The organism is Streptomyces swartbergensis (assembly GCF_002148965.1).
Taxonomy (GTDB): Bacteria; Actinomycetota; Actinomycetes; order Streptomycetales; family Streptomycetaceae; genus Streptomyces; species Streptomyces swartbergensis.
This window is the reverse complement of sequence record NZ_NGFN01000041.1, coordinates 1-23,143: the sequence shown is the minus strand read 5'-3', so window position 1 is coordinate 23,143 and position 23,143 is coordinate 1. Positions and strand designations below refer to the sequence as shown.

Annotated in this window: 21 protein-coding genes and 3 pseudogenes; 15 read left to right on the top strand and 9 right to left on the bottom strand. The window is 69.5% G+C overall.

What is annotated here, in order from left to right; genetic code table 11:
• Window positions 1–41 precede the first annotated feature (41 nt).
• Window positions 42–323 (top strand): annotated as a pseudogene (locus tag CA983_RS09690) (WXG100 family type VII secretion target); the annotation flags it as partial.
• 263 nt (window positions 324–586) lie between these two features.
• On the opposite strand, the gene CA983_RS09680 reads toward CA983_RS09690, so the two are convergent.
• The 4 genes and pseudogenes from CA983_RS09680 to CA983_RS09665 form a co-directional block, all read right to left on the bottom strand.
• Complete coding sequence (locus CA983_RS09680; RefSeq protein ID WP_086600459.1) at window positions 587–1,639, bottom strand: hypothetical protein; 1,053 nt, start codon at window positions 1,637–1,639, stop codon at window positions 587–589.
• A complete protein-coding gene (locus CA983_RS09675) occupies window positions 1,636–2,286 on the bottom strand; it encodes a hypothetical protein (protein ID WP_086600458.1) in 651 nt (216 codons plus the stop codon). The genes CA983_RS09680 and CA983_RS09675 overlap by 4 nt, the downstream gene beginning before the upstream one ends.
• Before the next feature lie 212 nt (window positions 2,287–2,498).
• Window positions 2,499–2,777, bottom strand: a pseudogene (locus CA983_RS09670) (hypothetical protein); the annotation flags it as partial.
• Window positions 2,778–2,949: 172 nt separating this feature from the next.
• Window positions 2,950–3,609 carry a hypothetical protein gene (locus tag CA983_RS09665; protein ID WP_167407348.1) on the bottom strand — a complete coding sequence of 220 codons (660 nt, stop codon included), beginning with the start codon at window positions 3,607–3,609 and terminating at the stop codon, window positions 2,950–2,952.
• A 422-nt stretch (window positions 3,610–4,031) separates the two neighbouring features.
• On the opposite strand from CA983_RS09665, the gene CA983_RS09660 reads away from it, so the two are divergent.
• The 4 genes from CA983_RS09660 (at window position 4,032) to CA983_RS09645 (ending at window position 9,537) form a co-directional block, all read left to right on the top strand.
• Window positions 4,032–6,932, top strand: a complete 2,901-nt coding sequence (locus CA983_RS09660) for a BTAD domain-containing putative transcriptional regulator (protein WP_086600457.1) — start codon at window positions 4,032–4,034, stop codon at window positions 6,930–6,932.
• Window positions 6,929–7,711 (top strand): prepilin peptidase, encoded by a 783-nt coding sequence (locus CA983_RS09655; RefSeq protein WP_086600456.1) that lies wholly within the window; start codon window positions 6,929–6,931, stop codon window positions 7,709–7,711. Before CA983_RS09660 ends, CA983_RS09655 begins: the two co-directional genes overlap by 4 nt.
• Window positions 7,712–7,872: 161 nt before the next feature.
• Entirely contained in the window at window positions 7,873–9,072 is a 1,200-nt protein-coding gene (gene mqnC / locus CA983_RS09650; RefSeq protein ID WP_086600455.1) for a cyclic dehypoxanthinyl futalosine synthase, read from the top strand.
• 18 nt (window positions 9,073–9,090) lie between these two features.
• Complete coding sequence (locus CA983_RS09645) at window positions 9,091–9,537, top strand: hypothetical protein (protein WP_086600454.1); 447 nt, start codon at window positions 9,091–9,093, stop codon at window positions 9,535–9,537.
• Between the two features lie 80 nt (window positions 9,538–9,617).
• Here CA983_RS09645 and CA983_RS09640 read toward each other — a convergent pair whose 3' ends face one another.
• Window positions 9,618–10,661 carry a chitinase gene (locus tag CA983_RS09640; protein ID WP_086600453.1) on the bottom strand — a complete coding sequence of 348 codons (1,044 nt, stop codon included), beginning with the start codon at window positions 10,659–10,661 and terminating at the stop codon, window positions 9,618–9,620.
• A 145-nt stretch (window positions 10,662–10,806) separates the two neighbouring features.
• On the opposite strand from CA983_RS09640, the gene CA983_RS09635 reads away from it, so the two are divergent.
• On the top strand, window positions 10,807–11,502 hold the full coding sequence (locus CA983_RS09635) for a demethylmenaquinone methyltransferase (RefSeq protein ID WP_086600452.1): 696 nt from the start codon (window positions 10,807–10,809) through the stop codon (window positions 11,500–11,502).
• A 10-nt stretch (window positions 11,503–11,512) separates the two neighbouring features.
• Here CA983_RS09635 and CA983_RS09630 read toward each other — a convergent pair whose 3' ends face one another.
• Window positions 11,513–11,824: a PASTA domain-containing protein gene (locus tag CA983_RS09630; RefSeq protein ID WP_086600451.1), complete on the bottom strand. Its 312-nt coding sequence runs from the start codon at window positions 11,822–11,824 to the stop codon at window positions 11,513–11,515.
• A gap of 110 nt (window positions 11,825–11,934) precedes the next feature.
• Window positions 11,935–12,465 (bottom strand): GNAT family N-acetyltransferase, encoded by a 531-nt coding sequence (locus CA983_RS09625; RefSeq protein ID WP_086600450.1) that lies wholly within the window; start codon window positions 12,463–12,465, stop codon window positions 11,935–11,937.
• 97 nt (window positions 12,466–12,562) lie between these two features.
• Here CA983_RS09625 and CA983_RS09620 point away from each other — a divergent pair, with 97 nt between their 5' ends.
• A complete protein-coding gene (locus CA983_RS09620; RefSeq protein WP_086600449.1) occupies window positions 12,563–13,855 on the top strand; it encodes a geranylgeranyl reductase family protein in 1,293 nt (430 codons plus the stop codon).
• Between the two features lie 140 nt (window positions 13,856–13,995).
• Here CA983_RS09620 and CA983_RS49445 read toward each other — a convergent pair.
• Window positions 13,996–14,187, bottom strand: a pseudogene (locus CA983_RS49445) (peptide deformylase); the annotation flags it as partial.
• A gap of 258 nt (window positions 14,188–14,445) precedes the next feature.
• Between CA983_RS49445 and CA983_RS47745 the strand changes: the two are divergent.
• Window positions 14,446–14,691 carry a hypothetical protein gene (locus CA983_RS47745; protein ID WP_244206767.1) on the top strand — a complete coding sequence of 82 codons (246 nt, stop codon included), beginning with the start codon at window positions 14,446–14,448 and terminating at the stop codon, window positions 14,689–14,691.
• A 137-nt stretch (window positions 14,692–14,828) separates the two neighbouring features.
• Here the strand turns inward: CA983_RS47745 and CA983_RS09610 are convergent, their stop codons facing one another.
• Window positions 14,829–15,683 carry a C40 family peptidase gene (locus CA983_RS09610; RefSeq protein WP_086600448.1) on the bottom strand — a complete coding sequence of 285 codons (855 nt, stop codon included), beginning with the start codon at window positions 15,681–15,683 and terminating at the stop codon, window positions 14,829–14,831.
• Between the two features lie 725 nt (window positions 15,684–16,408).
• On the opposite strand from CA983_RS09610, the gene CA983_RS09605 reads away from it, so the two are divergent.
• The 7 genes from CA983_RS09605 to CA983_RS09575 form a co-directional block, all read left to right on the top strand.
• Window positions 16,409–16,768, top strand: a complete 360-nt coding sequence (locus CA983_RS09605) for an NADH-quinone oxidoreductase subunit A (RefSeq protein WP_003974383.1) — start codon at window positions 16,409–16,411, stop codon at window positions 16,766–16,768.
• A 13-nt stretch (window positions 16,769–16,781) separates the two neighbouring features.
• A complete protein-coding gene (locus CA983_RS09600) occupies window positions 16,782–17,336 on the top strand; it encodes a NuoB/complex I 20 kDa subunit family protein (protein ID WP_018528252.1) in 555 nt (184 codons plus the stop codon).
• Complete coding sequence (locus CA983_RS09595; RefSeq protein WP_086600447.1) at window positions 17,333–18,073, top strand: NADH-quinone oxidoreductase subunit C; 741 nt, start codon at window positions 17,333–17,335, stop codon at window positions 18,071–18,073. The genes CA983_RS09600 and CA983_RS09595 overlap by 4 nt, the downstream gene beginning before the upstream one ends.
• Window positions 18,070–19,416, top strand: coding sequence for an NADH-quinone oxidoreductase subunit D (locus CA983_RS09590; RefSeq protein ID WP_086600446.1), 1,347 nt, complete (start codon window positions 18,070–18,072; stop codon window positions 19,414–19,416). Before CA983_RS09595 ends, CA983_RS09590 begins: the two co-directional genes overlap by 4 nt.
• The gene (gene nuoE / locus CA983_RS09585; protein WP_086600445.1) at window positions 19,413–20,273 is read left to right on the top strand and encodes an NADH-quinone oxidoreductase subunit NuoE; all 861 of its coding nucleotides are present in this window, start codon (window positions 19,413–19,415) and stop codon (window positions 20,271–20,273) included. Before CA983_RS09590 ends, nuoE begins: the two co-directional genes overlap by 4 nt.
• Window positions 20,273–21,619 (top strand): NADH-quinone oxidoreductase subunit NuoF, encoded by a 1,347-nt coding sequence (gene nuoF / locus CA983_RS09580; RefSeq protein ID WP_086600444.1) that lies wholly within the window; start codon window positions 20,273–20,275, stop codon window positions 21,617–21,619. The genes nuoE and nuoF overlap by 1 nt, the downstream gene beginning before the upstream one ends.
• A partial coding sequence (locus CA983_RS09575) for an NADH-quinone oxidoreductase subunit G (protein ID WP_143645470.1) occupies window positions 21,616–23,143 on the top strand: 1,528 nt, incomplete at its 3' end. The genes nuoF and CA983_RS09575, both read left to right, overlap by 4 nt.

The following is a 23,143-nucleotide window of genomic DNA, read 5'->3' as shown; positions in this document are numbered from 1 at the left end:
CGGTTGTTGACGTTGATGTGCGCGTGACCGGGGGTTGCGGTATGGCGGGACACAGGCCTGCGGACTGGCACGTCCTGGACTTGGACAAGGATCCGACTCCCGGTGATCCGCAGCGGGTGCGCACGCTTGCGAAGCAGTTGCACGACTTCGCCGACGATGTCTCCGAGGCGCTGCGTCTGGTCAAGGGCATGGCGGGGGAGGGCACGCTCCTTGAGTGGGCGGGCAAGTCCGCGGATGTGTTCAAGGAGGACTTCGCCGACGTCCCGAAGAACCTCAAGAAGCTGAAGAAGTCGTACGAGATGTGCGGGGATGCGCTGGCGGACTGAAGGGCTTCTCGTCAGAGTCACTTCGTTCACTTTCCCGCTCGCCCATTTCCGCTCCGAAGTAGCGGCACTGACCATGGACGGCTGGCTCCGGCAGGAATTCGATCTCCCCGAATCTGAGCTACGCGTGGTCGCCGATGCGGCAGGGGGGGCCTACAGGTTCGAATGGGGAAGCCATGCCGCGCCGTTCTCGGACGACTCCTGAGGGCGAGGAGTGGGAATCGAGCTTTCTGATTCCGTCCGTGACGCGGGTAGAGGCCTGCTCAGCGGTTGATCGACTGGATTTCCTGGACGTTCATGTCCTGGGTGGTCTCGAAGGTGCCGTCGGGCAGATCGCCGCCGGTGCCGTCGGAGCCTTCCCAGGTGATCTGCCAGGTGACGCTGGCGGAGAGCTGGTAGGGCGTGCCGTTGGTGGCGCGGAGGTAGCGGATGCCGCAGGGCGGGGTCTTTTCGGCGTTGCCCTTGGTGTACGGGGTGCCGATCGAACCGTCCTCGTTGATCTCGCAGTCGCCCGAGGCGGGGAAGACCTCGGCGTCCTTGGTGCCGGGTTCCAGGTGGAGGGCGATCGGCTTGGCGGTGGTCTCCGCCCACAGGCCCGTGTTCGGGAGCTCGGCGCGGACCTTGACCTCCTTGAAGGTGCCCTTGTCCAGCCACACCCAGGTCGGCAGGTTCACCGTCGACCTGGTCGCCGGCTTCAACTCCACCTCGGTTTCGGGAACCTTGACCTTGTTGTAGGCGTAGTCGGCGAGGGTTTCCGGCGTGGGGGAGTTGGGATCGTCGGGGATCTCTCCGGCGTCCTGCCAGAACATCAGCCGACTGCACAGTGAGGTGTCGTCGAGGGCGTTGAAGTCCGGAGCGACCCCGCGCCAGAAGTAGCCGTCCTTGCCGAGGTTGTAGTTCTTGTAGCCCTTCACGGTGGACGGTTTGGTGAAGATGGTGTCGGCGTCTTTCCCGTCCCTGAAGTGGTCGGTCCAGAGCTTCGATCCGTACCAGCCGTCGCGCAGTCCCGCGTCGCCGTTTCCGTCGTTCTCCGCGAAGTTCTTGAGCTGCTCAGGTGTGAAGACCGGCTCGTACCAGCACGGCGGCGGCTTCCAGTTCACATCCGTTGACGCGACTGTGCCCTGCTTTCCGCCGGTGGGGCCGCTCACTTGGGTGACGTTGATCCGGGACTGCGAGGCGGAAGCGGAGATCTCGTTGGCCTTGGCTCCGCCGCCGTAACTGCCTTCGCCGCCGATGGCGAGGGCAGGCACGGGTGCGAGGAGGGCGACGGTGAGCGCGATGACCGTGAGGGGCCGGGAGGCGTGTGAGGACCTCACTGTGCGCAGCCTCCTCTCTCCGAATGGGCGGACACCGCCTGCCACACACCCTGGGCGTTCCTGCCCATGGAAATCACGTAGAAGACCTCGGGGTCCGTGCCCGCCGGGTTTCCTTTGACCTCGCCGGTCTTGCGGTTCTTCGTCGAGGCTTTGCTCTCATCGGTGCAGTAGGAGAGGGATGCCGCCGCCTTGTCCTTGGCGAGGGTGACCTTGGGGTCGAACACGGGCAGCTTGCCGATGACGGTGAGGTTCTTGTCCGTGTAGGTCCTGATCCACTGCTGGCTCTGCAGGAAGCCGGCCTTCGTGTCGTAGAAGGCACGGTCCTTGCTGTCGGGGTCGTTCTCGATGATCGCCTCGTACCCCGCCCGGAGCTGTTCCTTGCCGTCGTTGAGTACGGCCTGCTCGACGGGGTCGCTGCTCGTCCAGTTGTCGAAGGTCAGCTGGAAGCTGCTGGGAAGCTTGATCACGGGGCGCTTGACCTCGGGCGCCGCAGACGACACCGAAGCGGAGGCCGACGGGCTGCTCGACCCGCTGTCCGCTCCCTTGATGTCGTCCGATGGCACATCGCCGCCGCCGCAGGCGGTCAGAAGCAGCGCCGTCGTCGCGGTCAGCGTGGCGGCAGTGGTGGTCAGAGCGCGGCGTGCCACGGTTCGTCTCCCCCGGTGTTAGGTGTATGCGGCAGAGAACGAAGCTATCAGGGGTCGGTAATGGCCCCTTGAGAGGCAGTGGTGGATTGTGTGGGGAACGTGAGGAGTGTGGCAATGGCGGTTGCGAACGCCGTGGACCTCTGGCCCTCCACAGCCGACGAGGCGATGGAAAGACTCGCGAAAGGCGGGCCGGTGTTCGTTGGTTGAAGAGTTCAGCGGTTGATCGACTGGATCTCCTGGACGTTCATGTCCTGGGTGGTCTCGAAGGTGCCGTCGGAGAGGTCGCCGTCCGCGCCGTCGCTGCCCTGCCAGGTGATCTGCCAGGTTATGCCGATTGAGCCGTCGTCGTTGACCTGGCAGTCGCCGGATGCGGGGAAGGTTTCCGCGTCCTCCGTGCCCGGGTCCAGGTGGAGGGCGATCGGTTTGGCGGTGGTCTCCGCCCACAGGCCCGTGTTCGGGAGTTCGGCGCGGACCTTGACCTCCTTGAAGGTGATTCGGGAGGTGCCGGCGGAGGCGTAGATGTCCTTGCCGTTGTTTCCGCCAGAAGTGACGGGCGGCGTAGTTGTTTTGCCAGGGGTGTAGTTGGCGTATGCGTTGCCGCTGCTGCAGAGCACAATGGCGACGGCAGCGATCGAAGCCCAGCACCAAGCGGGAGTGGGGTCCTCATGCTCGGCATTCCTTGGCCTTGCCGATGACCTCGATGACCTGGACCTTCCACACCTGGGGAGAGTCGGACGAGGGGACCATGAGCAGCCGATGCTTCAGGTAGCTGTCGGCATTCTCCTCGGTACGGAGAATCTTGTCGGTTTTGATGTCCTTGCTGTAGGCCTTGCCTTGGTTCTCGCAGAACGTGACGAGGACGCGTTTGCCGCCGGTCAGAGTGGTCGTCTCGGCGTCGTAATACTGGTCCGTCCCGGTGGGTGCCCAGCCCCCCTTCACCCAAGTCTGGATTTGCGACTTGACGTACTGTTCGGCTTGGCCGTCCGAGTAGAACTGGTACGCCGGGTCGTTCGGGTCCTGCGCGGCGATGCCGTGGTACATCGCCTTGACGTAGTTCTCCGCGTCGGCAAGCGCCGCCGCGTGCTTCGCGTCCGACGGCTCGTCGAAGTCGAAGACGAGCTTGAGGTCCTTCGGCACGCTGACGTCCGGGCGGTCGACCTCCGCCGAGCCGGACGCGGATGCTGACGGGCTCTTGGTGCCCGAGTCAGCCCCCTTGATGTCGTCCGATGACTTGTCGTCTCCACCTCCGCCGCATGCGGTGAGCAGAAACGCCGCCGTTGCGGTGAACACGGCAGCTGCGGTGGTCAGAGCGCGGCGGGCCACGGTTTCTCCCCCGAGGTTCGACGTGTGCGACAGGGAACGAAGCTATCAGGGGTTGCTCATGCCCCCATGGGAGGCCATGGGGGCATGTGTGGGATGCGTGAGGAGTGTGCGTGGCAGTCGCGAAGAGGGAGCTTCCAGCCGATCGGCCGCCGGATCGACGGCTTACGGCCAGCGGGCAAATCGGGCGTCAACAACCCTCGTTCCCTACGCCCTTCGACGACCTCAATAAGAGTCAATAAGATCTCTGTAGGCTCAGCACACCCCTCGGCCCACAGTTCGCCTCACCGCACTCCACACACGACCCCAGGACACCCGCCATGCCGCGACGCCGCACCTCAAGCTCGTCAAGCTCGACGGGAAGTACGTCGGGAACGACGGGAACGACGGGAACGACGGCTCCGAGGAATCGGACGCCGCAGCCGGTGAGGATCCGGCGGCGGTCGTTCGGGGACTTCGTCAAGGCCTTCTTCGCGTTCGTCGCCCTGGCCGTCCTCCTCGTCGGTGTGCCCGGCGCGCTGGCCACGCAGATCGGGTGGCCGTTGCCGAACGGGGTGCCGAGCCTCGACTGGCTTCAGCAAGAGATCACCGTTCACACGTTTCTGAACATCCTCACCGTCGTGGTGTGGCTCGCGTGGGCCCAGTTCACCGCCTGCGTGCTGGTGGAGATGAAGGCCGCGCTGTCCGGTGTCGGTGTGCCGGGGCGGGTGCCGGGGGCCGGGCCCAGTCAGTTGCTCGCCCGGCAGCTCGTCGCCGCGCTGCTGCTCGTCGGCGCCACCGCGGCCAGCTTCGCGCCCGGGCTGTCGCAGCTCGGGCAGAGCGGCTACGACGCCCATCACAAGCCCGCCTCCGCCGCGGCCCAGCAGACCCCGGGTCTCTTCGCCCAGCAGCAGGAGCAGGCCGCCGACACCGCGGCCGCCCTCGCCGAGCAGGCCTCGCACGCCGCCTCGCACGCCGAGGCCGGAGGCAGCACCGCCAAGCAGGGCGACACGAAGTACTACCGGATCCAGCCGCCCGAGGGGCGTCACCACGACTCCCTGTGGGAGATAGCGGAACGGCACCTCGGTGACGGGCGTCGCTACAAGGAGATCTTCGAGCTCAACAAGGACCGCGTCCAGCCGGACGGGTCCAAGCTCTCCGAGGCCAGTCTCATCCGGCCCGGATGGATCATGGAGATGCCCGGCGACGCGCGTGGCGGTGAGCTCGTCGAGATGCCCGACGAGGCTCCCAACGTGTCGCCGGACGTACAGCAGCAGATCGCCGACTACGCCCAGACAGGGGACCACGCCCAAGGCGGAGGCAGTGGTGCCCAGGGCGGCGGGCACGAGCACGCCGGTGGCGGTCCCTCCACCTCCCAGGTGTCCCTGCCCGAGCAGCGGCCCGCCCCCGACTCCGGTCACCAGCAGGCCACCGCCGTCGACGCCGAGTCCGGCAGCTCCTTCGGCCTGCCCGAGGCCCTCCTCACCGCCCCCCTCCTCGCCGCCGGTCTCCTCGGTGCCCTGGGGCGGCGGCGCCGGCAGGCGTTGTGGCAGTCGGCGTTCGGGGCCATCGGCGGGCGGCGCGGTATGGAACCGCCCACGCCGAGCGGGGATGCCCAGGATGTCCAGGACGCGCTGCTCGTCGGTGCCGACCCGGAGGGCGTGCRGCTGCTCGACCGGAGCCTGCGCGGTCTCGCCGCTTCCCTCGCCGCGGAGTCGCGGGCGCTGCCGGTCGTGTACGCCGCCTGGCTCAGCAACGGCGACCTGCACCTCCAGCTCGCCCAGCCCGCCGGGAAGCCGCCCGCCCCCTGGCAGCAGGGGCAGGACCAGACCTTCTGGATGCTGGCCCGGACGGACGCCGAGCGCTACGAGGACGTCGACACGGCCGCGCCCTACCCGGGCCTCGTCAGCCTCGGCACGATGGACGACTCGCGGCTGCTGCTCAACCTGGAGGCAGTGCCCGGTATCGTCTCCCTCTCCGGCCGGGAGGCCGACCGGGCCGCCGTCTTCGCGTCCGTCGCCGCCGAGTTGGCGACCAACGGCTGGTCCGACCGCATGACCATCACGCTCGTCGGGTTCGGGCAGGACCTCACCCCCCTCGCCCCGAACCGGATCCGGCACCTCGAGGACGTCGAGGCGCTCGTCGAGACCATGGAGGCCGAGACGCGGCAGCGGCGGGGCGCCCTGGGCGCGGCCGGGCACGACTCCGTCCTCACCGGGCGCACCGGGCCCGCGCAGCACACCCGTTGGGCCCCGCACCTCGTGCTGCTCGCCGCCCAGCCGTCCGCCGAGGACGCCGTCAAGCTCGCCGAACTCGCCGCCGACGCCGGCCGTCTCGGCATCGGCTACCTCGTCGGCACCGAGACCGGCGACCTGCCGGGCGCCGCCTGGGAGATGGAGATCACCGGCCAGGGCAAGCTGCTCGCGCCGCTCCTCGGCCTCGAACTCGACGCCCAGCTGCTGCCCGTCGCCCAGCAGCGGGCCGTCGTCGAACTGTTCGTCGACGCCGACCCCGAGAACCGGCCCGAGGGCGGCCCGGCCAACCGGCCGCCGTTCCTCGTCGACATCAGCGAGCAGGGGCGTCCGGCCGTCTACGCCCGGCTCGTCGGGCCGTACGAGATCATCGGCCTCGACACCCCGGACGGGGACCGCAGCGCCCTCCTCCACGAGGCGCTCGCCCTGCTGCTCCTGCACCGCGAGGGCGTGCACCCGCGCGTGCTGTCCTCGGCGCTGTGGCCGCGCGGCGTCACCGACGACGTACGGGGCGCGCTGCTGGACCGGCTGCGCGACTGGCTCGGCGCCGACCCCGACGGCACGCCCCGCCTCGGCACCGACGGCAGCGGCCGGCTCACGCTCGCCAAGTCCGTCGTCTCCGACCTGGACGTACTGCGGTCCCTCTACTACGAGGCCACGCAGGGCAAGGGCGTGAACAGCCGGGCCGTGCGCGGGCGGCTGCTCACCGACGCGCTCGTGCTGGTGCGCGGGCCGCTGCTCGCCGACCGGCCCGAAGGCCGCTACCGGTGGCTCACCCACGAGATCGTCGACGCCCAGCTGCCGCTGCTCGTCGCGGACACCGGGCTCGCGCTGTGCGAGTTCCACATGGAGAAGAACCGCGCCGAGAAGGCCATCGAGGCCCTCAACGCGGCCCTGCGCACCGCCCCGGCCGACGAGCGCCTGTGGCACGAGCTGTTGCGCGCCACCCACGCCACCGGCGACACGTCCCGGCTGACCGCGCTCGCCACCGATCTCATCGGCCGCAGCGGGGCCCGCGGACTGCCGCCGCGCACCGAGGCACTGCTCGACGAGCTGCTGCCGACGTGGCGCGACGCGATCGCCGCGGTGGGATGAACACCGGGGCCCTGGTCATCGCCGCCGCGCTGTGGGGCGCGGCGGTGGGTGCGTTGCTGCCGCGTGCGGCCTACCGGTTCTCGGCTCCCTCGGGGGAGCCCTGGCGGGAGCGGTGCCCCGGCGGGCACACCCTCAAGGGCTGGCTGGGACGGGCCTCGTGCCCGGAGGGCGCGGAGGGTGCGGAGGGTGCGGAGGGTGCGGAGGGTACAGAGGGCGCGGAGTGCGCGGCGGCCGGATACGGGCCGCGTACGGCACCCCTGGCGATCGCCACCGCACTCGTCTGCGCCACCCTCGCCGCCGCCACCGGCACCCGGCCCGAGCTCGGCGTCTGGTTGCTCCTCGCTCCCATCGGCGTCCTGCTCACGGTCGTCGACTTCCGCGTACGGCGCCTGCCCGACCCGCTCACCCTCCCCTTTGCGGGCGCCGCACTCGCCCTGCTCGGCCTCACCGCCCTCGTCCCCGAGCACGCGGGGGAGTGGACGACCGCCCTGCTCGGCTCGCTCGCGCTGGGCGGCGGCTACTTCGTGCTGTTCCTCATCAATCCCGCGGGGATGGGCTTCGGCGACGTCAAGCTCGCCCTGGGCGCGGGGGCGGTACTCGGCTGGTACGGCTGGCCCACGGTGATGCTCGGCACGTTCGCCGGGTTCCTGCTCGGGGCGCTGTATGGCGGTGCCCTCGTGGTCGCGCGGCGGGCCGGGCGCAAGACGGCCATCCCCTTCGGGCCGTTCCTGATCTCCGGCGCTTTCCTCGGGCTGCTGGCCGGGGCGTACGCGGCCTGACGTCCTCAAGGCCCGAGAAGGCCCAAGGCGCAAGGCCCAAAGCCCAAGGCCCGAAGCCCGAAGCCCAAGGCCCGAAGGCCCGCAGGCCTGGCGTCCAGCGGCCCGAACGGCTGGCGTACGCTGGGCTGGTCCGTCCACAACCCTTACGAAAGGGACGCCCGGTGACCGAGAAGGCCGACCTTCAGCCCATCCTCGACCGTGCTGCCGCCGGTGGGCGGATCACCCCCGACGAGGCGCTCGCGCTGTACCGGGACGCCCCGCTGCACGCGCTGGGCGCCGCCGCCGACGCCGTACGCCGCCGCAGGTACGCGGGCACCGAGCACATCGCGACGTACATCATCGAGCGCAACATCAACTACACGAACGTCTGCGTCACGGCGTGCCGCTTCTGCGCCTTCTACGCCGCCCCCAAGGACACCGACAAGGGCTGGACCCGCGACCTGGACGACATCCTGCGCCGGTGCGCCGAGACGGTCGAGCTGGGCGGGACCCAGATCATGTTCCAGGGCGGACACCACCCGGACTACGGCGTCGAGTACTACGAGAAGCACTTCGCGGCGATCAAAAAGGAGTTCCCGCAGCTGGTCATCCACAGCCTGGGGGCGTCCGAGGTCGAGCACATGGCCCGGATCTCGAAGGTGTCGGTCGAGGAGGCCATCCGGCGCATCCACGCCGCCGGGCTCGACTCCTTCGCCGGTGCCGGTGCCGAGCTGCTGCCCGAGCGGCCCCGCAAGGCCATCGCCCCGCTGAAGGAGTCCGGCGAGCGCTGGCTGGAGATCATGGAGATCGCGCACGGCCTGGGCGTGGAGTCCACGTCGACCATGCTCATGGGCACCGGCGAGACCAACGCCGAGCGCATCGAGCACCTGCGGATGATCCGGGACGTCCAGGACCGCACGGGCGGCTTCCGTGCCTTCATCCCGTACACCTACCAGCCCGAGAACAACCACCTGAAGGGCCGCACGCAGGCGACCCTCTTCGAGTACCTGCGGATGATCGCGATCGCCCGGCTGTTCATGGACAACATCGCCCACATCCAGGGCTCGTGGCTGACCACGGGCAAGGAGGTCGGGCAGCTCTCCCTGCACTACGGCGCCGACGACCTCGGCTCGATCATGCTGGAGGAGAACGTCGTCTCCTCGGCGGGCGCCAAGCACCGCTCCAACCGGATGGAGATCATCGACCTGATCCGGAAGGCCGGGCGGGTGCCCGCGCAGCGGTCGACCACGTACGAGCACCTGGTCGTGCACGACGACCCGGCGAACGACCCCGTCGACGACCGCGTGGTCTCGCACATCTCGTCCACGGCCATCGAGGGCGGCACGGCTCACCCCGAGCTGAAGCTGCTCGCCTCCAACTGAGCCGGCGCGGAGAGGCAGTTGGAAACCATTCACACGGCCGACGCCGTCCGCGTCACCTGGGACTCCGAGCCGGTCAAGGGCGGTGCCGTGGCCGTCGGACGGGACCGGATCGGTGCCGTCGGAAAGCTCGACGACGTCCGCGAGGCGTTCCCCCGGGCCCGGGTCCGCAGGTGGCCCGGGACCCTCGGTCCCGCCCGGGTCCACGAGGGCCCGCTCCCGGACGCCCCGAGCCCGCGCGAACGCGTCCACGAGGTGCTGAAGCTCGGCGCGGTGGCGGTCCTGGAGGAGTACGTCGACTCGCCGGAACTCCGGTCCGCCGCCGATCGCAACGACGTCGTCGTCCTGCCGAGTGGGCGCCGCACCGCGATCGTCCCGACCGGCCGCGCCGACCTCGCCGTCTTCGACGAGGCGGGGGAGTGCGTCGCGACGGTGTGCGCGGGGCGGCTGGTGCATCGGCGGCGCTGACAGCGCTTTGGAAGGGCCTTTCGGAGCGGGCCTGGTGAAGCGGTCTGTTGAAGCGGACCTTTTATTGCTCTTTTGATCCGTCAGCCCGCGAACGCCTCCCCGAACGCCCCGGGACTCTGCCTCACCCCACTGCAATCGGTCGCCGGCTGGTCCGACGTGGAACCGTTCGCGCACTGCCGGTCCCGCGCGGCCGACCACATCGACACCCACCCGACGCCCTTCTCCTCGGCGAAGGCACGGACCTCGGCCGCGTCGGCGAGCGTGAAGGTCTCGCCGTCGACGTCGTTGACGCCGATCATCGAGGTGAGCGCCATGCCCCGCCAGGCGGCCGCGTCCGAGGTGCCGAAGACCTTCTTCAGCTGGGTGTGCGCGGCCTTGGCGGCCGTGAGCGCGTAGCCGCCCATGTCACCGTCGTACGACGTGCCGTAGTTCATCGTCATCAGGTTGACCGTGGCGACCTGGACGCCGTTGTCGTTGGCGGAGCCGAGCAGCGCCAGGCTGTCCTTGCCCAGGCCCGAGGGCATGACCGGGAGCGTGAAGGAGACCTCCAGGTCCGTACGCTCCTTCTGGAGCAGCGCGATCGCCTTCGAACGCAGGGCGACGGAGGCGGAGTCGGCCAGTTCGTCGCCCTCGACGTCGAAGTCGGCCCGGGTGGCACCGGCCGCGTCGAGGGCCTTGCCGTACGCCGCCGCCAGTTCCGCCGCGCTGTCGCAGGCCGCCGCGAGTTCCTTGCCGGAGGCGCCGCCGAAGGAGACCCGGACCCGGCCGCCGTTCTTCTCCAGCCGGGCTGTACGGGCCTTCACCGCCGGGTCGCCGATGGCGCGGGCGCCGTCCCAGCGCGGGGTGCAGTCGTCGCCGTCGGCCAGGACGAAGGCGAGGTTGTACGTCGTCGGGGAGCCGGCGGACTCGGTGCCGGCGGCCTCCGTGGCGCTCACGTACGGGGCGTACGCGGTGCCGGCCTCGGCAGGGGGCGATGAGGCAGGAGGCGATGAGGCAGGAGGCGATGAGGCAGGAGGCGGCGAGGGCGCCGGGCGTGCCGCCTCGCCCTGGTCGGAGCACGCCGTCGTGACCATGGCGATCAGACAGCCCAGTCCGACCGTCGCCGGCTTCCGGTAACTCCACATGGCGTGTGCTCCCGTTCTCATGAGACCTCAGGGGTACACACACCACATACGCTCCCCGGCAGCGAACGTCTCCCGAGGCATGGAACGCCGTGTCACGGCGGAAGCCGCGGCTTCTCCCGGGCGGGCGTACTGCAACAATGGGCCCGTGACCCGCGCATCCCTGGACAAGCAGCCGCACGAAGTCGCCTCGATGTTCGACGACGTGGCGGAACGGTACGACCTGACCAACGACGTGCTGTCCCTCGGCCAGGACCGGCGATGGCGCAAAGAGGTCGCCAAGGCGGTCGACGCGCGCCCCGCGCAGAAGGTCCTCGACCTGGCTGCGGGCACGGGCACGTCCTCGCTGCCCTTCGCCCGCACCGGCGCCTACGTCGTCCCGTGCGACTTCTCCCAGGGCATGCTCCGGGTCGGCAAGCAGCGGCAGCCCTGGCTGCCCTACACCGCCGGTGACGCGACGCGGCTCCCCTTCAAGGACGACACCTTCGACGCGGTCACCATCTCCTTCGGGCTGCGCAACGTGCAGGACACGGACGCCGCCCTGCGGGAGATGTACCGGGTGACCCGGCCCGGCGGACGGGTCGTGATCTGCGAGTTCTCGCATCCCACCTGGGCGCCGCTGCGCACCGTCTACACCGAGTACCTGATGCGCGCCCTGCCGCCGGTGGCGCGGGCCGTATCCTCCAGCCCCGACGCCTACGTCTACCTCGCCGAGTCCATCCGCGCCTGGCCCGACCAGCCCGCGCTGGCCGAGCGGCTGGGCAAGGCCGGCTGGTCGCGGGTGGCCTGGCGCAACCTGAGCGGCGGGATCGTCGCCCTGCACCGGGGCTTCAAGAAGAGCTGACCGCAAGGCGCTAAGGGGAGCTGAGGACCATGTACGGGTCGCCGGGCTCGTCCAGCTCCCGCTGGAGACCGCCCCTGGGCGGCCTCGGGATCCGCGGCTCGTGCACGCCCCCGCCGCCCTCACCGGGGCCGAAGTCGAACCACACGTAGACCATCGACTCCCGCGGCACCTCGGCACCGGGCTGCGGATACTGGCGTACGACGTAGTCGACGACGGCGAGATGGAAGTCGGGCCGGTCCGGTGCGTTGAGGAGCAGGCCCCGCGCCCGGGCCGTCTCCCGCGCGTCCACAGCCATCAGGCCCACCAGACGCGGTACACGCACTTCGGGTGTTTTGCGGGATATGTGCACAGATGTCACCCCCAGCGGTACAGGCAGGGTAACTCCCGCTCCGCACCGGCCGGAAGCGACAGATGTCTTTCTGTGACAGTCGACTACGCAGCGTCAACGGACGGTGGCCGGAGGTCGAGCCGGTAGCAGTGGCCCGACCGCTCCGAGGCCGGAGTCGTGAAGGTCTCGGCGAGGCGCATCCCCAGCCGCCGCGCGACCGCGATGGACCGGGTGTTGCGGGCGTCGACCATCGCCACCACACCAGGTACGCCGGCCGCCCGCGTCCGCTCCAGCGTCTGCCGCGCGGCCGCGGTGACATAGCCCTTGCCCCAGTGCTCCCGGCCGAGCCGCCAGCCGATCTCGATCTGGCCCGCCGGTCCCCAGCCCCGCTCCCAGGGCTGGGCGCCCGTGAAGCCGATGACCTGCCCGGACTCGTCGAGCACGGTCCACAGGCAGAAGCCGAGCTCTGCGTCATGCCGGCGCTGGCGAGCGGTGAGCTCCTCGTAGACCGACAGCTCGGCGGAGCTGCCGCCGTGGAACTCCATGACGTCCGGGTCGTCGAAGAGCCGGTGCCAGGCGAAAGCGTCCTCGTGGGTGGGGACGCGGAGCCGCACGGCGGGGAGAGCTCGGTTCATGGAGGCAGCCCTTCAGCCGGTGATGAATGCCGCTGCATAGACTGCCCATGTCCTGTGCCGGTCGGCACGCAGATTTCGAACTTGGGGAGATCCCGCCGTGACCGTCGTGACCGAGCCGCTCTCCGAGAACACCGCCGATGTGATCGTCGTGGGCGCGGGGCCGGCCGGCTCCACGACCGCCTACCACCTCGCCAAGGCGGGACTCGACGTCCTTCTGCTGGAGAAGACCGAGTTCCCGCGCGAGAAGGTCTGCGGCGACGGTCTCACCCCACGCGCCGTCAAACAGCTGGTGGCGATGGGCATCGACATCTCGGAAGAGGCCGGCTGGCTGCGCAACAAGGGCCTGAGGATCATCGGCGGCGGGGTGCGGCTCCAGCTCGACTGGCCGGATCTCGCCTCCTTCCCCGACTACGGCCTCGTCCGCAAGCGTGACGACTTCGACGAGCAGCTCGCCCAGCAGGCCCAGAAGGCGGGCGCCCGGCTGTTCGAGCGCTGCAACGTCGGCGCGCCGATCCTGGACGACCGCACAGGCCGTATCACCGGCGTGCACGCCAAGCTCGGCGAGGAGAAGCGCGAGGTCACCTTCCACGCCCCGCTCGTCGTGGCCGCCGACGGCAACTCCACGCGCCTGTCCCTCGCGATGGGCCTGCACCGCCGCGAGGACCGCCCGATGGGCGTGGCCGTGCGGACGTACTTCACGAGCCCGCGCCACGAGGACGACTACCTGGAGTCCTGGCTGGAGCTGTGGGACCGCCGCGGCGCGCAGGACCGTCTCCTGCCCGGCTACGGCTGGATCTTCGGCATGGGCGACGGCACCTCGAACGTCGGCTTGGGCGTGCTCAACACCTCCGAGTCCTTCAAGGAGCTGGACTGGCGCGAGGTCCTGAAGGCCTGGTGCGCGTCCATGCCGGAGGACTGGGGCTACACCCCCGACAACATGACCGGGCCCATCCGCGGCGCCGCCCTCCCCATGGCCTTCAACCGCCAGCCCCACTACACCAAGGGGCTGTTGCTGGTGGGCGACGCCGGCGGCCTGGTGAACCCCTTCAACGGCGAGGGCATCGCCTACGCCATGGAGTCCGGCCAGATCGCCGCCGACGTCATCGTCCAGGCCCACGCCCGCTCGACCCCCGCGGGGCGCGAACTGGCCCTCCAGCGCTACCCGCGCGTCCTCAAGGACACCTACGGCGGCTACTACACGCTCGGCCGGGGCTTCGTGAAGCTCATCGGCAACCCTAAGGTCATGCAGATCGCGGCCCAGCGCGGCCTCACGCACCCGCTGCTGATGAAGTTCACGCTGAAGCTCCTCGCGAACCTCACCGACCCGACCGGGGGCGACGCGATGGACCGCATCATCAACGGCCTGAGCAAGGTCGCGCCGAAGGCCTGACCAGGCGCTCGGGCCTTCGGCGCCGAAGGCCCGGTCAGCCGCTCAGGGTCGCGATGTCGGCGGCCCGGCGCGCGAACACCCCTCGCGCCGGTCCGCCATCTGCCGCAGCGCGTCCTTCCGCTCCCGCCGGGAGAGCCGGCCCTCAGACCGACCCCGACCTGGTTCGCCGCGAGTCCGGCGCCGTCCGCGAGGTACATCCTCAGGAACATGTCGTCGATCAGCGCGGCGAGGTCTCTCGGGCGCGAGCCGCGGGTGCCCGGTGCGACGCGCTCCCGACCGACTGGATGACCGGCGTGATGTTCTACCTGCGTACCCCCACCCCGGTCGTGCACGGCCCGTCGACTGCCTCGGCTCGCCCTGGTCGGTGACGGCCATCGGCCAGGCCCAGTTCTGGGACGTACGGGACTTCTCGCGCGACTACGGCGACGGCCGGGCCCGCGACTGTCTCTTCGCGATCATCCCGGAATGGGGCAAGCCCGGCATCCTGTACGGCAAGACGGCCAAGGAGTGCACGAGGGAGGAGGTCGTCGCCGACCTCTGGGTACCGTCCAACCGCCCAACCGCCCGACCGCCCGACCGCCCGCACGAAGGTGCCGAATTTCTTCCTCGCGGGCGACTGCGTCCGCACCGACGTCGACCCCGCCTCGATGGAGGGCGCCAACGAGTCCGCGCGGCACGCCGTCAATGTCCTGCCGGAGTGGGGCAATTCGGACGCAGAGCGCTGCCGGGTCCGGGAGCTGCGCCGGCCACGGGAGCTGGAGCCCCTGAAGCGCGTGGACGAACTGCGGTACCGGCCGGGACTGCCGAGCACCTTCGACCTCGGACAGGCGCCCTGAGGGGCCCTGGAGGGCCTTGAGGGCACACCGGGGGTGTTCTGGACGGTCCGGGGTGTTCTGAACGTCCGGGAGGGCCGTTGCCCCGAGCGGCAACGGCCCTCGGGCCCGTTATGCGTGAATTCAGTGCAAGCGCGGCATCAGAGGACGCGCACCGCGCCCGACGCCGGGTAGCCCGACAGGTCCTGGATGACGACGCCCTTGGACGGGTTGGCCGCGTCCAGGTACTGGCCGTCTCCGATGTAGACACCGACGTGGTACGCGGAGCCCTTGCCACCCCAGTAGAGGATGTCGCCGACCTGGATGTCGGACAGCGGGACGTCCGTGCCGGCCATCGACTGGTCCTGCGAGACGCGCGGCAGGTCCACACCAACCTGCTTGTACGCGGCCTGCACGAGGGAGGAGCAGTCCCAGGCGTTGGGACCGGTGGCGCCCATGACGTAGGCGTCGCCCACCTGGGCCTTCAGGAAGGCGATGACGGTCGCGACGCTCCCGCTGGCGGGCGCCGACACCGACGTGGAGGCGGACGCGGACGTGGACGCAGAGGACGCAGAGGCGGTGAGCGTGGCGCGCTCGGCGTTGCGCGCGGCGCGCTCGGCGGCGGCCTTGCGGGCGGCCTCGGCGGCCTTCTTCTTGGCCTCCGCCTTCTTCTTCGCCTCGACGAGGTCCTTCTTGGCCTCGGCGGCGGCCTTGGCGGCGGCTGCGTCACGCTCGGCGCGCAGTTCGTAGTTCGCGGCCGCCTGCTGGGTGGCGGCAGCGGACTGGGCGACCTGGGCGGACAGGTCGGCCGTCAGGGTGGGCAGTTCGATGGTCTGGGTGACCGGCTCGGCGGCGTTCGCCGAGGCCGAGGCACCCGCCGCTGCCATGCTGAGAACGCCACCGGCAACTCCGGCACGCAGGGCGATCGAAGAGGTCGCGCTGCGGCGGGGTTTCCGGTGGCTGCGTATGTGAGCGGTGTGGGACATGGGAACAACCGGTACCAGGGGCTCCTTCATATCTTCAAGAAACGTGTGCTGCGCCACAGTTGTTCAATCGGGCCCCCAAAACCCCCGCACGAGGCCCTTTATTGACGCCGTAACGGACATTGCGGGCTCACCGTGACCGGCCTGCGATCACGGTCTTTGATCAATACGCCCGAATTGCCCCGCGCCTACCACCGGTTGGGTTGATTGGCCAAGCCCCGTTCTCATGAGCCTCTCATCTGTGTGACGGAGGTCACGGAACGGTTGCCTCGGCGGGCGCGTCCGGCGCCGAAGATCACGACCGGATCACGGCCTCGCGAAGATCGTGAACGGATGCACGCGTCCACACCCCATCTCACGCGCCCTCCGATGTGTGAACGCGCCTCTATCAAGAGATCCAGTCCATCGCGAATTTGCATGCAAGGGAACCTTCTTGATATTGAGACGCCTCCCTCTGGCCTGCGCTGACGAGCCAAAATGTCACCTCTGGTGATCACTCGGACGCTTCGGGTGTGAAGATCACCGCTCATCCGACTTCATGATCGATCGTCAGGTGGTGGAGATCACAAAGCTTGTGCAATACCCCGTGTCGCAGATCACAGAGGGTCGGGCATAAGATGCACGCGGTTGGGCTTGTGACCTGCTTCACATGTTCCCGATCTTCGCCGGGGCAGGCGGGGTTCGAGGGACCGGTGGGGCGGATGTGAGCCCGACGCAAACCGCCAGCAGTCAGTGCCGACTGAGAGGAGCGAGGAGCGGTGAACGCTTATGCGCCCATCCTCGTACTGGGAGCCCTCGGGGCAGGCTTTGCGATCTTCTCCGTGGTCATGGCCACGTTGATCGGGCCCAAGCGGTACAACCGCGCCAAGCTCGAGGCCTACGAGTGCGGTATCGAGCCGACCCCCACGCCGGCCGGCGGCGGGCGCTTCCCGATCAAGTACTACCTGACGGCGATGCTCTTCATCATTTTCGATATCGAGATCGTCTTCCTCTACCCCTGGGCCGTCACCTTCGACGCCCTGGGGATCTTCGGGCTCGTGGAGATGCTGCTCTTCGTGCTCACCGTCTTCGTCGCGTACGCGTACGTATGGCGGCGCGGCGGCCTGGAATGGGACTGAGGGGCCACACGTCATGGGACTCGAAGAAAAGCTGCCGAGCGGCTTCCTGCTGACCACCGTCGAGCAGGCCGCGGGCTGGGTGCGCAAGTCGTCCGTCTTCCCCGCCACGTTCGGCCTCGCCTGCTGTGCCATCGAGATGATGACCACCGGCGCCGGCCGCTACGACCTGGCGCGCTTCGGCATGGAGGTCTTCCGGGGCTCTCCGCGCCAGGCGGACCTGATGATCGTGGCCGGCCGGGTGAGCCAGAAGATGGCGCCGGTGCTGCGGCAGGTCTACGACCAGATGCCGAACCCCAAGTGGGTGATCTCCATGGGGGTCTGCGCCTCCTCCGGCGGCATGTTCAACAACTACGCCATCGTCCAGGGCGTCGACCACATCGTGCCGGTCGACATCTATCTCCCCGGCTGCCCGCCACGGCCGGAGATGCTGATGGACGCCATCCTCAAGCTCCACCAGAAGATCCAGAGCTCCAAGCTCGGCGTGAACGCCGAGGAGGCGGCCCGCGAGGCGGAGGAGGCGGCGCTCAAGGCCCTGCCCACGATCGAGATGAAGGGGCTGCTGCGGTGAGCGACGCGAACGACAACGGGGTCAACCCCGAGAAGGACCTCAGCGCGTCGAACCTCCCGGGCCAGCGCGGCCAGGGCGGCGAGGAGATCCGCGTCCAGCGCGGCATGTTCGGCGCGAACAACGGCGGCGACACCTCCGGCTACGGCGGCCTGGTCCGCTCGGTCCGCCTCCCGGGACCGGCGACCCGCCCCTACGGCGGTTGGTTCGACGAGGTCGCCGACGAGCTGGAGGGCGCCCTGGAGGAGCAGGGACTGCTCCCCGGCAACGCCATCGAGAAGACGGTCGTCGACCGCGACGAGCTGACCTTCCACATCGAGCGCGAGCACCTGGTCAAGGTCGCCCGCACCCTGCGCGACGACCCGGCCCTGCGCTTCGAGCTGTGCACGGGCGTCAGCGGCGTCCACTACCCGAACGACAAGGGCCGCGAGCTGCACGCCGTCTACCACCTGCGCTCGATCACCCACAACCGGGTGATCCGCCTGGAGGTCAGCTGCCCCGACAGCGACCCGCACATCCCGTCGCTGTTCTCCGTCTATCCGACGAACGACTGGCACGAGCGCGAGACGTACGACTTCTTCGGCATCGTCTTCGACGGCCACCCTGCCCTGACGCGGATCATGATGCCGGACGACTGGCAGGGCTTCCCGCAGCGCAAGGACTACCCCCTCGGCGGCATCCCCGTCGAGTACAAGGGCGCCCAGATCCCGGCTCCGGACCAGCGGAGGTCGTACTCATGAGCACGTCGCACGCATCCGACGCCGCCGCCGCGGCCGCCGCGGCGCGCGAGACCACCGAGGGCACCGTCTACACGGTCACCGGTGGCGACTGGGACGAGGTCGTCCAGTCCGCGGCCCGCGCCGACGACGAGCGCATCGTCGTCAACATGGGCCCGCAGCACCCGTCCACGCACGGCGTGCTCCGCCTGATCCTGGAGATCGACGGCGAGACCGTCACCGAGGCCCGCTGCGGCATCGGCTACCTGCACACCGGCATCGAGAAGAACCTCGAGTACCGGACGTGGACGCAGGGCACCACGTTCGTGACGCGCATGGACTACCTGACGCCGTTCTTCAACGAGACGGCGTACTGCCTCGGCGTCGAGAAGCTCCTCGGCATCGAGGACCAGATCCCGGACCGCGCCTCGATCATCCGCGTGCTCCTGATGGAGCTGAACCGGCTCTCGTCGCACCTGGTGTGCATCGCCACCGGCGGCATGGAGCTCGGCGCCACCACGATCATGATCTACGGATTCCGTGATCGTGAACTCATTCTCGATATCTACGAGCTGATCACCGGTCTGCGGATGAACCACGCGTACATCCGCCCCGGCGGACTCGCCCAGGACCTGCCGCCCGGCGCGGTGGACCAGATCCGCGAGTTCGTGAAGAAGATGAAGAAGAACCTCCCGGAGTACGACAAGCTCGCCACCGGGAACCCCATCTTCAAGGCCCGCATGCAGGACATCGGCTATCTCGACCTGGCCGGCTGCATGGCCCTCGGCGCGACGGGTCCGATCCTGCGCTCCACGGGCCTGCCGCACGACCTGCGCAAGGCGCAGCCCTACTGCGGCTACGAGACGTACGACTTCGACATCCCGACCGCCGACACCTGCGACGCCTATGGCCGCTTCCTCATCCGGCTGGAGGAGATGCGCCAGTCGCTGAGGATCGTCGAGCAGTGCCTGGACCGGCTCCAGCCCGGCCCGGTCATGGTCGCCGACAAGAAGATCGCCTGGCCGGCCCAGCTCGCCCTGGGGCCCGACGGCCTCGGCAACTCCCTCGACCACATCAAGAAGATCATGGGCACCTCCATGGAGGCCCTGATCCACCACTTCAAGCTGGTCACCGAGGGCTTCCGCGTCCCGCCGGGACAGACGTACGCGGCGGTCGAGTCGCCCAAGGGCGAACTCGGGGTGCACGTCGTGTCCGACGGCGGCACCCGCCCCTACCGGGTCCACTTCCGCGATCCGTCCTTCACCAACCTTCAGGCCATGGCGGCGATGTGCGAGGGCGGCCAGGTCGCCGACGTCATCGTCGCCGTCGCGTCCATCGACCCCGTGATGGGAGGCGTCGACCGGTGACCACCTCTTCTTCCGAGCGGGGCGTCAGCCTGGGCATGCCCGAACTGCCCGCACCCGCCTACCCGGACGACGTCCGGGCCCGTCTGGAGACCGACGCGCGCGAGATCATCGCCCGCTACCCGGACTCCCGGTCCGCCCTCCTGCCGCTGCTGCACCTCGTGCAGGCGGAGGAGGGACACGTCACGCGCACCGGGATGCGGTTCTGCGCGGACATGCTCGGCCTGACCACGGCCGAGGTCACCGCGGTCGCCACCTTCTACACCATGTACCGCCGCCGGCCGAGCGGTGACTACCAGGTGGGGGTGTGCACCAACACCCTGTGCGCCGTCATGGGCGGGGACGCGATCTTCGAGGAGCTCCAGGAGCACCTGGGCGTCGGCAACGGCGAGACCACCGACGACGGCAAGGTCACCCTGGAGCACATCGAGTGCAACGCGGCCTGCGACTTCGCGCCGGTCGTGATGGTCAACTGGGAGTTCTTCGACAACCAGACCCCGGCGAGCGCCAAGCGCCTCGTCGACGACCTGCGCGCGGGACGGCCGGTCACACCCACGCGCGGGGCGCCCATGTGCACCTTCAAGGAGACCGCCCGGGTCCTGGCCGGTTTCCCCGACGAGCGGGACGGAGCCGTCGAGTCCGGGGGAAGCGCGGGACCCGCCTCCCTGATCGGCCTGAAGCTCGCCAAGGGCGAGTCCGCTCCCGCGCGCGTGGTGCATCCGCGCGGCGAGGCACCCCGGGACGACAAGCCGCACGAGCCGTCACCGACGGAGCACTTGAGCTCGCACGACGCGCCGCAGGACACGTCGGCCTCCGACCCCGCCCACCCGGCCGGGCCTGCCGCCGAGGAGGGGGAGTGATGACCTTGGCACCCGAGCTGAAAGACATGAGCCCAGAGAAGCTGCTCGCACCCGTGCTGTCGGCCTTCTGGGACGAGGACAGGTCCTGGACGCTGGACGTCTACCGACGGCACGACGGCTACGAAGGGCTCCGCAAGGCGCTCGCCATGCCGCCGGACGACGTGATCGCGTACGTCAAGGACTCCGGTCTGCGCGGGCGTGGTGGCGCGGGATTCCCCACGGGCATGAAGTGGCAGTTCATCCCTCAGGGGGATGGAAAGCCGCACTATCTAGTTGTCAACGCCGACGAGTCGGAGCCGGGGACGTGCAAGGACATCCCGCTCCTCTTCGCGAACCCGCACAGCCTCATCGAGGGCATGATCATCGCGTGTTACGCCATCAGGTCTTCGCATGCCTTCATCTATCTGCGTGGTGAAGTCGTCCCAGTTCTGCGGCGGTTGCACTCGGCCGTGCGCGAGGCCTACGAGGCGGGCTTCCTCGGCGAGAACATCCTGGGCAGCGGACTCGACCTCGACATCACCGTGCACGCGGGCGCGGGCGCGTACATCTGCGGTGAGGAGACCGCACTGCTGGACTCGCTCGAAGGCCGCCGGGGCCAACCGCGGCTTCGTCCCCCCTTCCCTGCCGTCGCGGGCCTCTACGCGTGCCCGACTGTGGTGAACAACGTCGAGTCGATCGCGTCGGTTCCCGCGATCATGCATCGGGGCAAGGAATGGTTTCGGTCGATGGGGAGTGAGAAGTCGCCCGGCTTCACGCTCTACTCCCTGTCCGGCCATGTCGCGAGCCCCGGCCAGTACGAGGCGCCGCTCGGGATCACGCTCCGCCAGCTCCTCGACATGAGCGGCGGGATGCGCCCCGGGCACCGCCTCAAGTTCTGGACGCCGGGCGGCTCCTCGACCCCGATGTTCACCGACGAGCATCTCGACGTCCCTCTTGATTACGAAGGAGTGGGCGCCGCGGGTTCCATGCTCGGCACCAAAGCTCTCCAGTGCTTCGACGAGACGACCTGCGTGGTGCGGGCCGTGACGCGCTGGACCGAGTTCTACGCCCACGAGTCCTGCGGCAAGTGCACGCCCTGCCGCGAAGGGACGTACTGGCTCGTGCAGCTGCTGCGCGACATCGAGGCCGGCAAGGGACAGATGTCCGACCTCGACAAGCTGAACGACATCGCCGACAACATCAACGGCAAGTCCTTCTGCGCCCTCGGCGACGGCGCCGCCTCGCCGATCTTCTCCTCGCTCAAGTACTTCCGCGAGGAGTACGAGCAGCACATCACGGGCCGGGGATGCCCCTTCGACCCGGCCAAGTCGACGGCCTGGGCCGACCGCACGGAGGTGAACGCATGACCGTGACCACCAACGCTCCCTCAGGCGGGGGAGAAGCGGCGGTCCCGCCGGAGGACCTCGTGACGCTGACGATCGACGGCATCGAGATCAGCGTGCCCAAGGGCACCCTGGTCATCCGGGCCGCCGAACAGCTCGGCATCGAGATCCCCCGGTTCTGCGACCACCCCCTCCTCGACCCGGCCGGCGCCTGCCGCCAGTGCATCGTCGAAGTCGAGGGCCAGCGCAAGCCCATGGCGTCCTGCACCATCACCTGCACCGACGGGATGGTGGTCAAGACCCACCTCACCTCGCCGGTCGCCGAGAAGGCCCAGAAGGGTGTGATGGAGCTCCTGCTCATCAACCACCCGCTGGACTGCCCGGTCTGCGACAAGGGCGGCGAGTGCCCCCTGCAGAACCAGGCGATGTCGCACGGCGACGCCGAGTCCCGCTTCGACGGCCGCAAGCGGACCTACGAGAAGCCCGTCCCGATCTCCACTCAGGTGCTGCTCGACCGCGAGCGGTGCGTGCTGTGCGCCCGCTGCACCCGGTTCTCCAACCAGGTCGCGGGCGATCCGATGATCGAGTTGATCGAGCGGGGCGCGCTCCAGCAGGTCGGCACCGGTGAGGGCGACCCGTTCGAGTCGTACTTCTCCGGCAACACCATCCAGATCTGCCCGGTCGGCGCGCTGACCTCGGCGGCGTACCGATTCCGCTCCCGCCCCTTCGACCTCGTCTCGTCCCCGTCGGTGTGCGAGCACTGCTCCGGCGGCTGCGCCACGCGCACCGACCACCGGCGCGGCAAGGTCATGCGGCGGCTCGCGGCCCACGACCCCGAGGTCAACGAGGAGTGGATCTGCGACAAGGGGCGGTTCGCGTTCCGGTACGCGCAGCAGCGCGACCGGCTTCAGACGCCGCTCGTGCGCAACGCCGAGGGCGAGCTGGAACCGGCCTCCTGGCCGGAGGCCCTCCAGATCGCGGCCCAGGGGCTGCTGGCCTCCCGGGGCCGCACCGGCGTGCTGACCGGCGGCCGGCTCACCATCGAGGACGCCTACGCGTACAGCAAGTTCGCGCGCGTGGCGCTCGACACCAACGACATCGACTTCCGCGCGCGCGTGCACAGCGGTGAGGAGGCCGACTTCCTCGCCGCCCAGGTCGCCGGTCGCGGCCGGGACCTCGACGGTACGGGCGTCACGTACACCGCACTGGAGAAGGCCCCCGCCGTCCTGCTGGTCGGTTTCGAGGCCGAGGAGGAGGCGCCCGGCGTCTTCCTGCGGCTGCGCAAGGCCTGGCGCAAGCACGGGCAGAAGGTGTTCTCCCTGGCCACGCACGCCACGCGCGGACTGGAGACGGCCGGCGGGACGCTGCTGCCGGCGGCTCCCGGGACCGAGACCGAGTGGCTGGACGCGCTCGCGAGGAACGTCGGTCTGGAGGACGACGGTGCTCTCGCCGCCGAGGCGCTGCGCGCCGAGGGGGCCGTGATCGTCGTCGGTGAGCGGCTGGCCGCGGTGGCCGGCGGCCTGACCTCCGCCGTACGCGCCGCCTCCG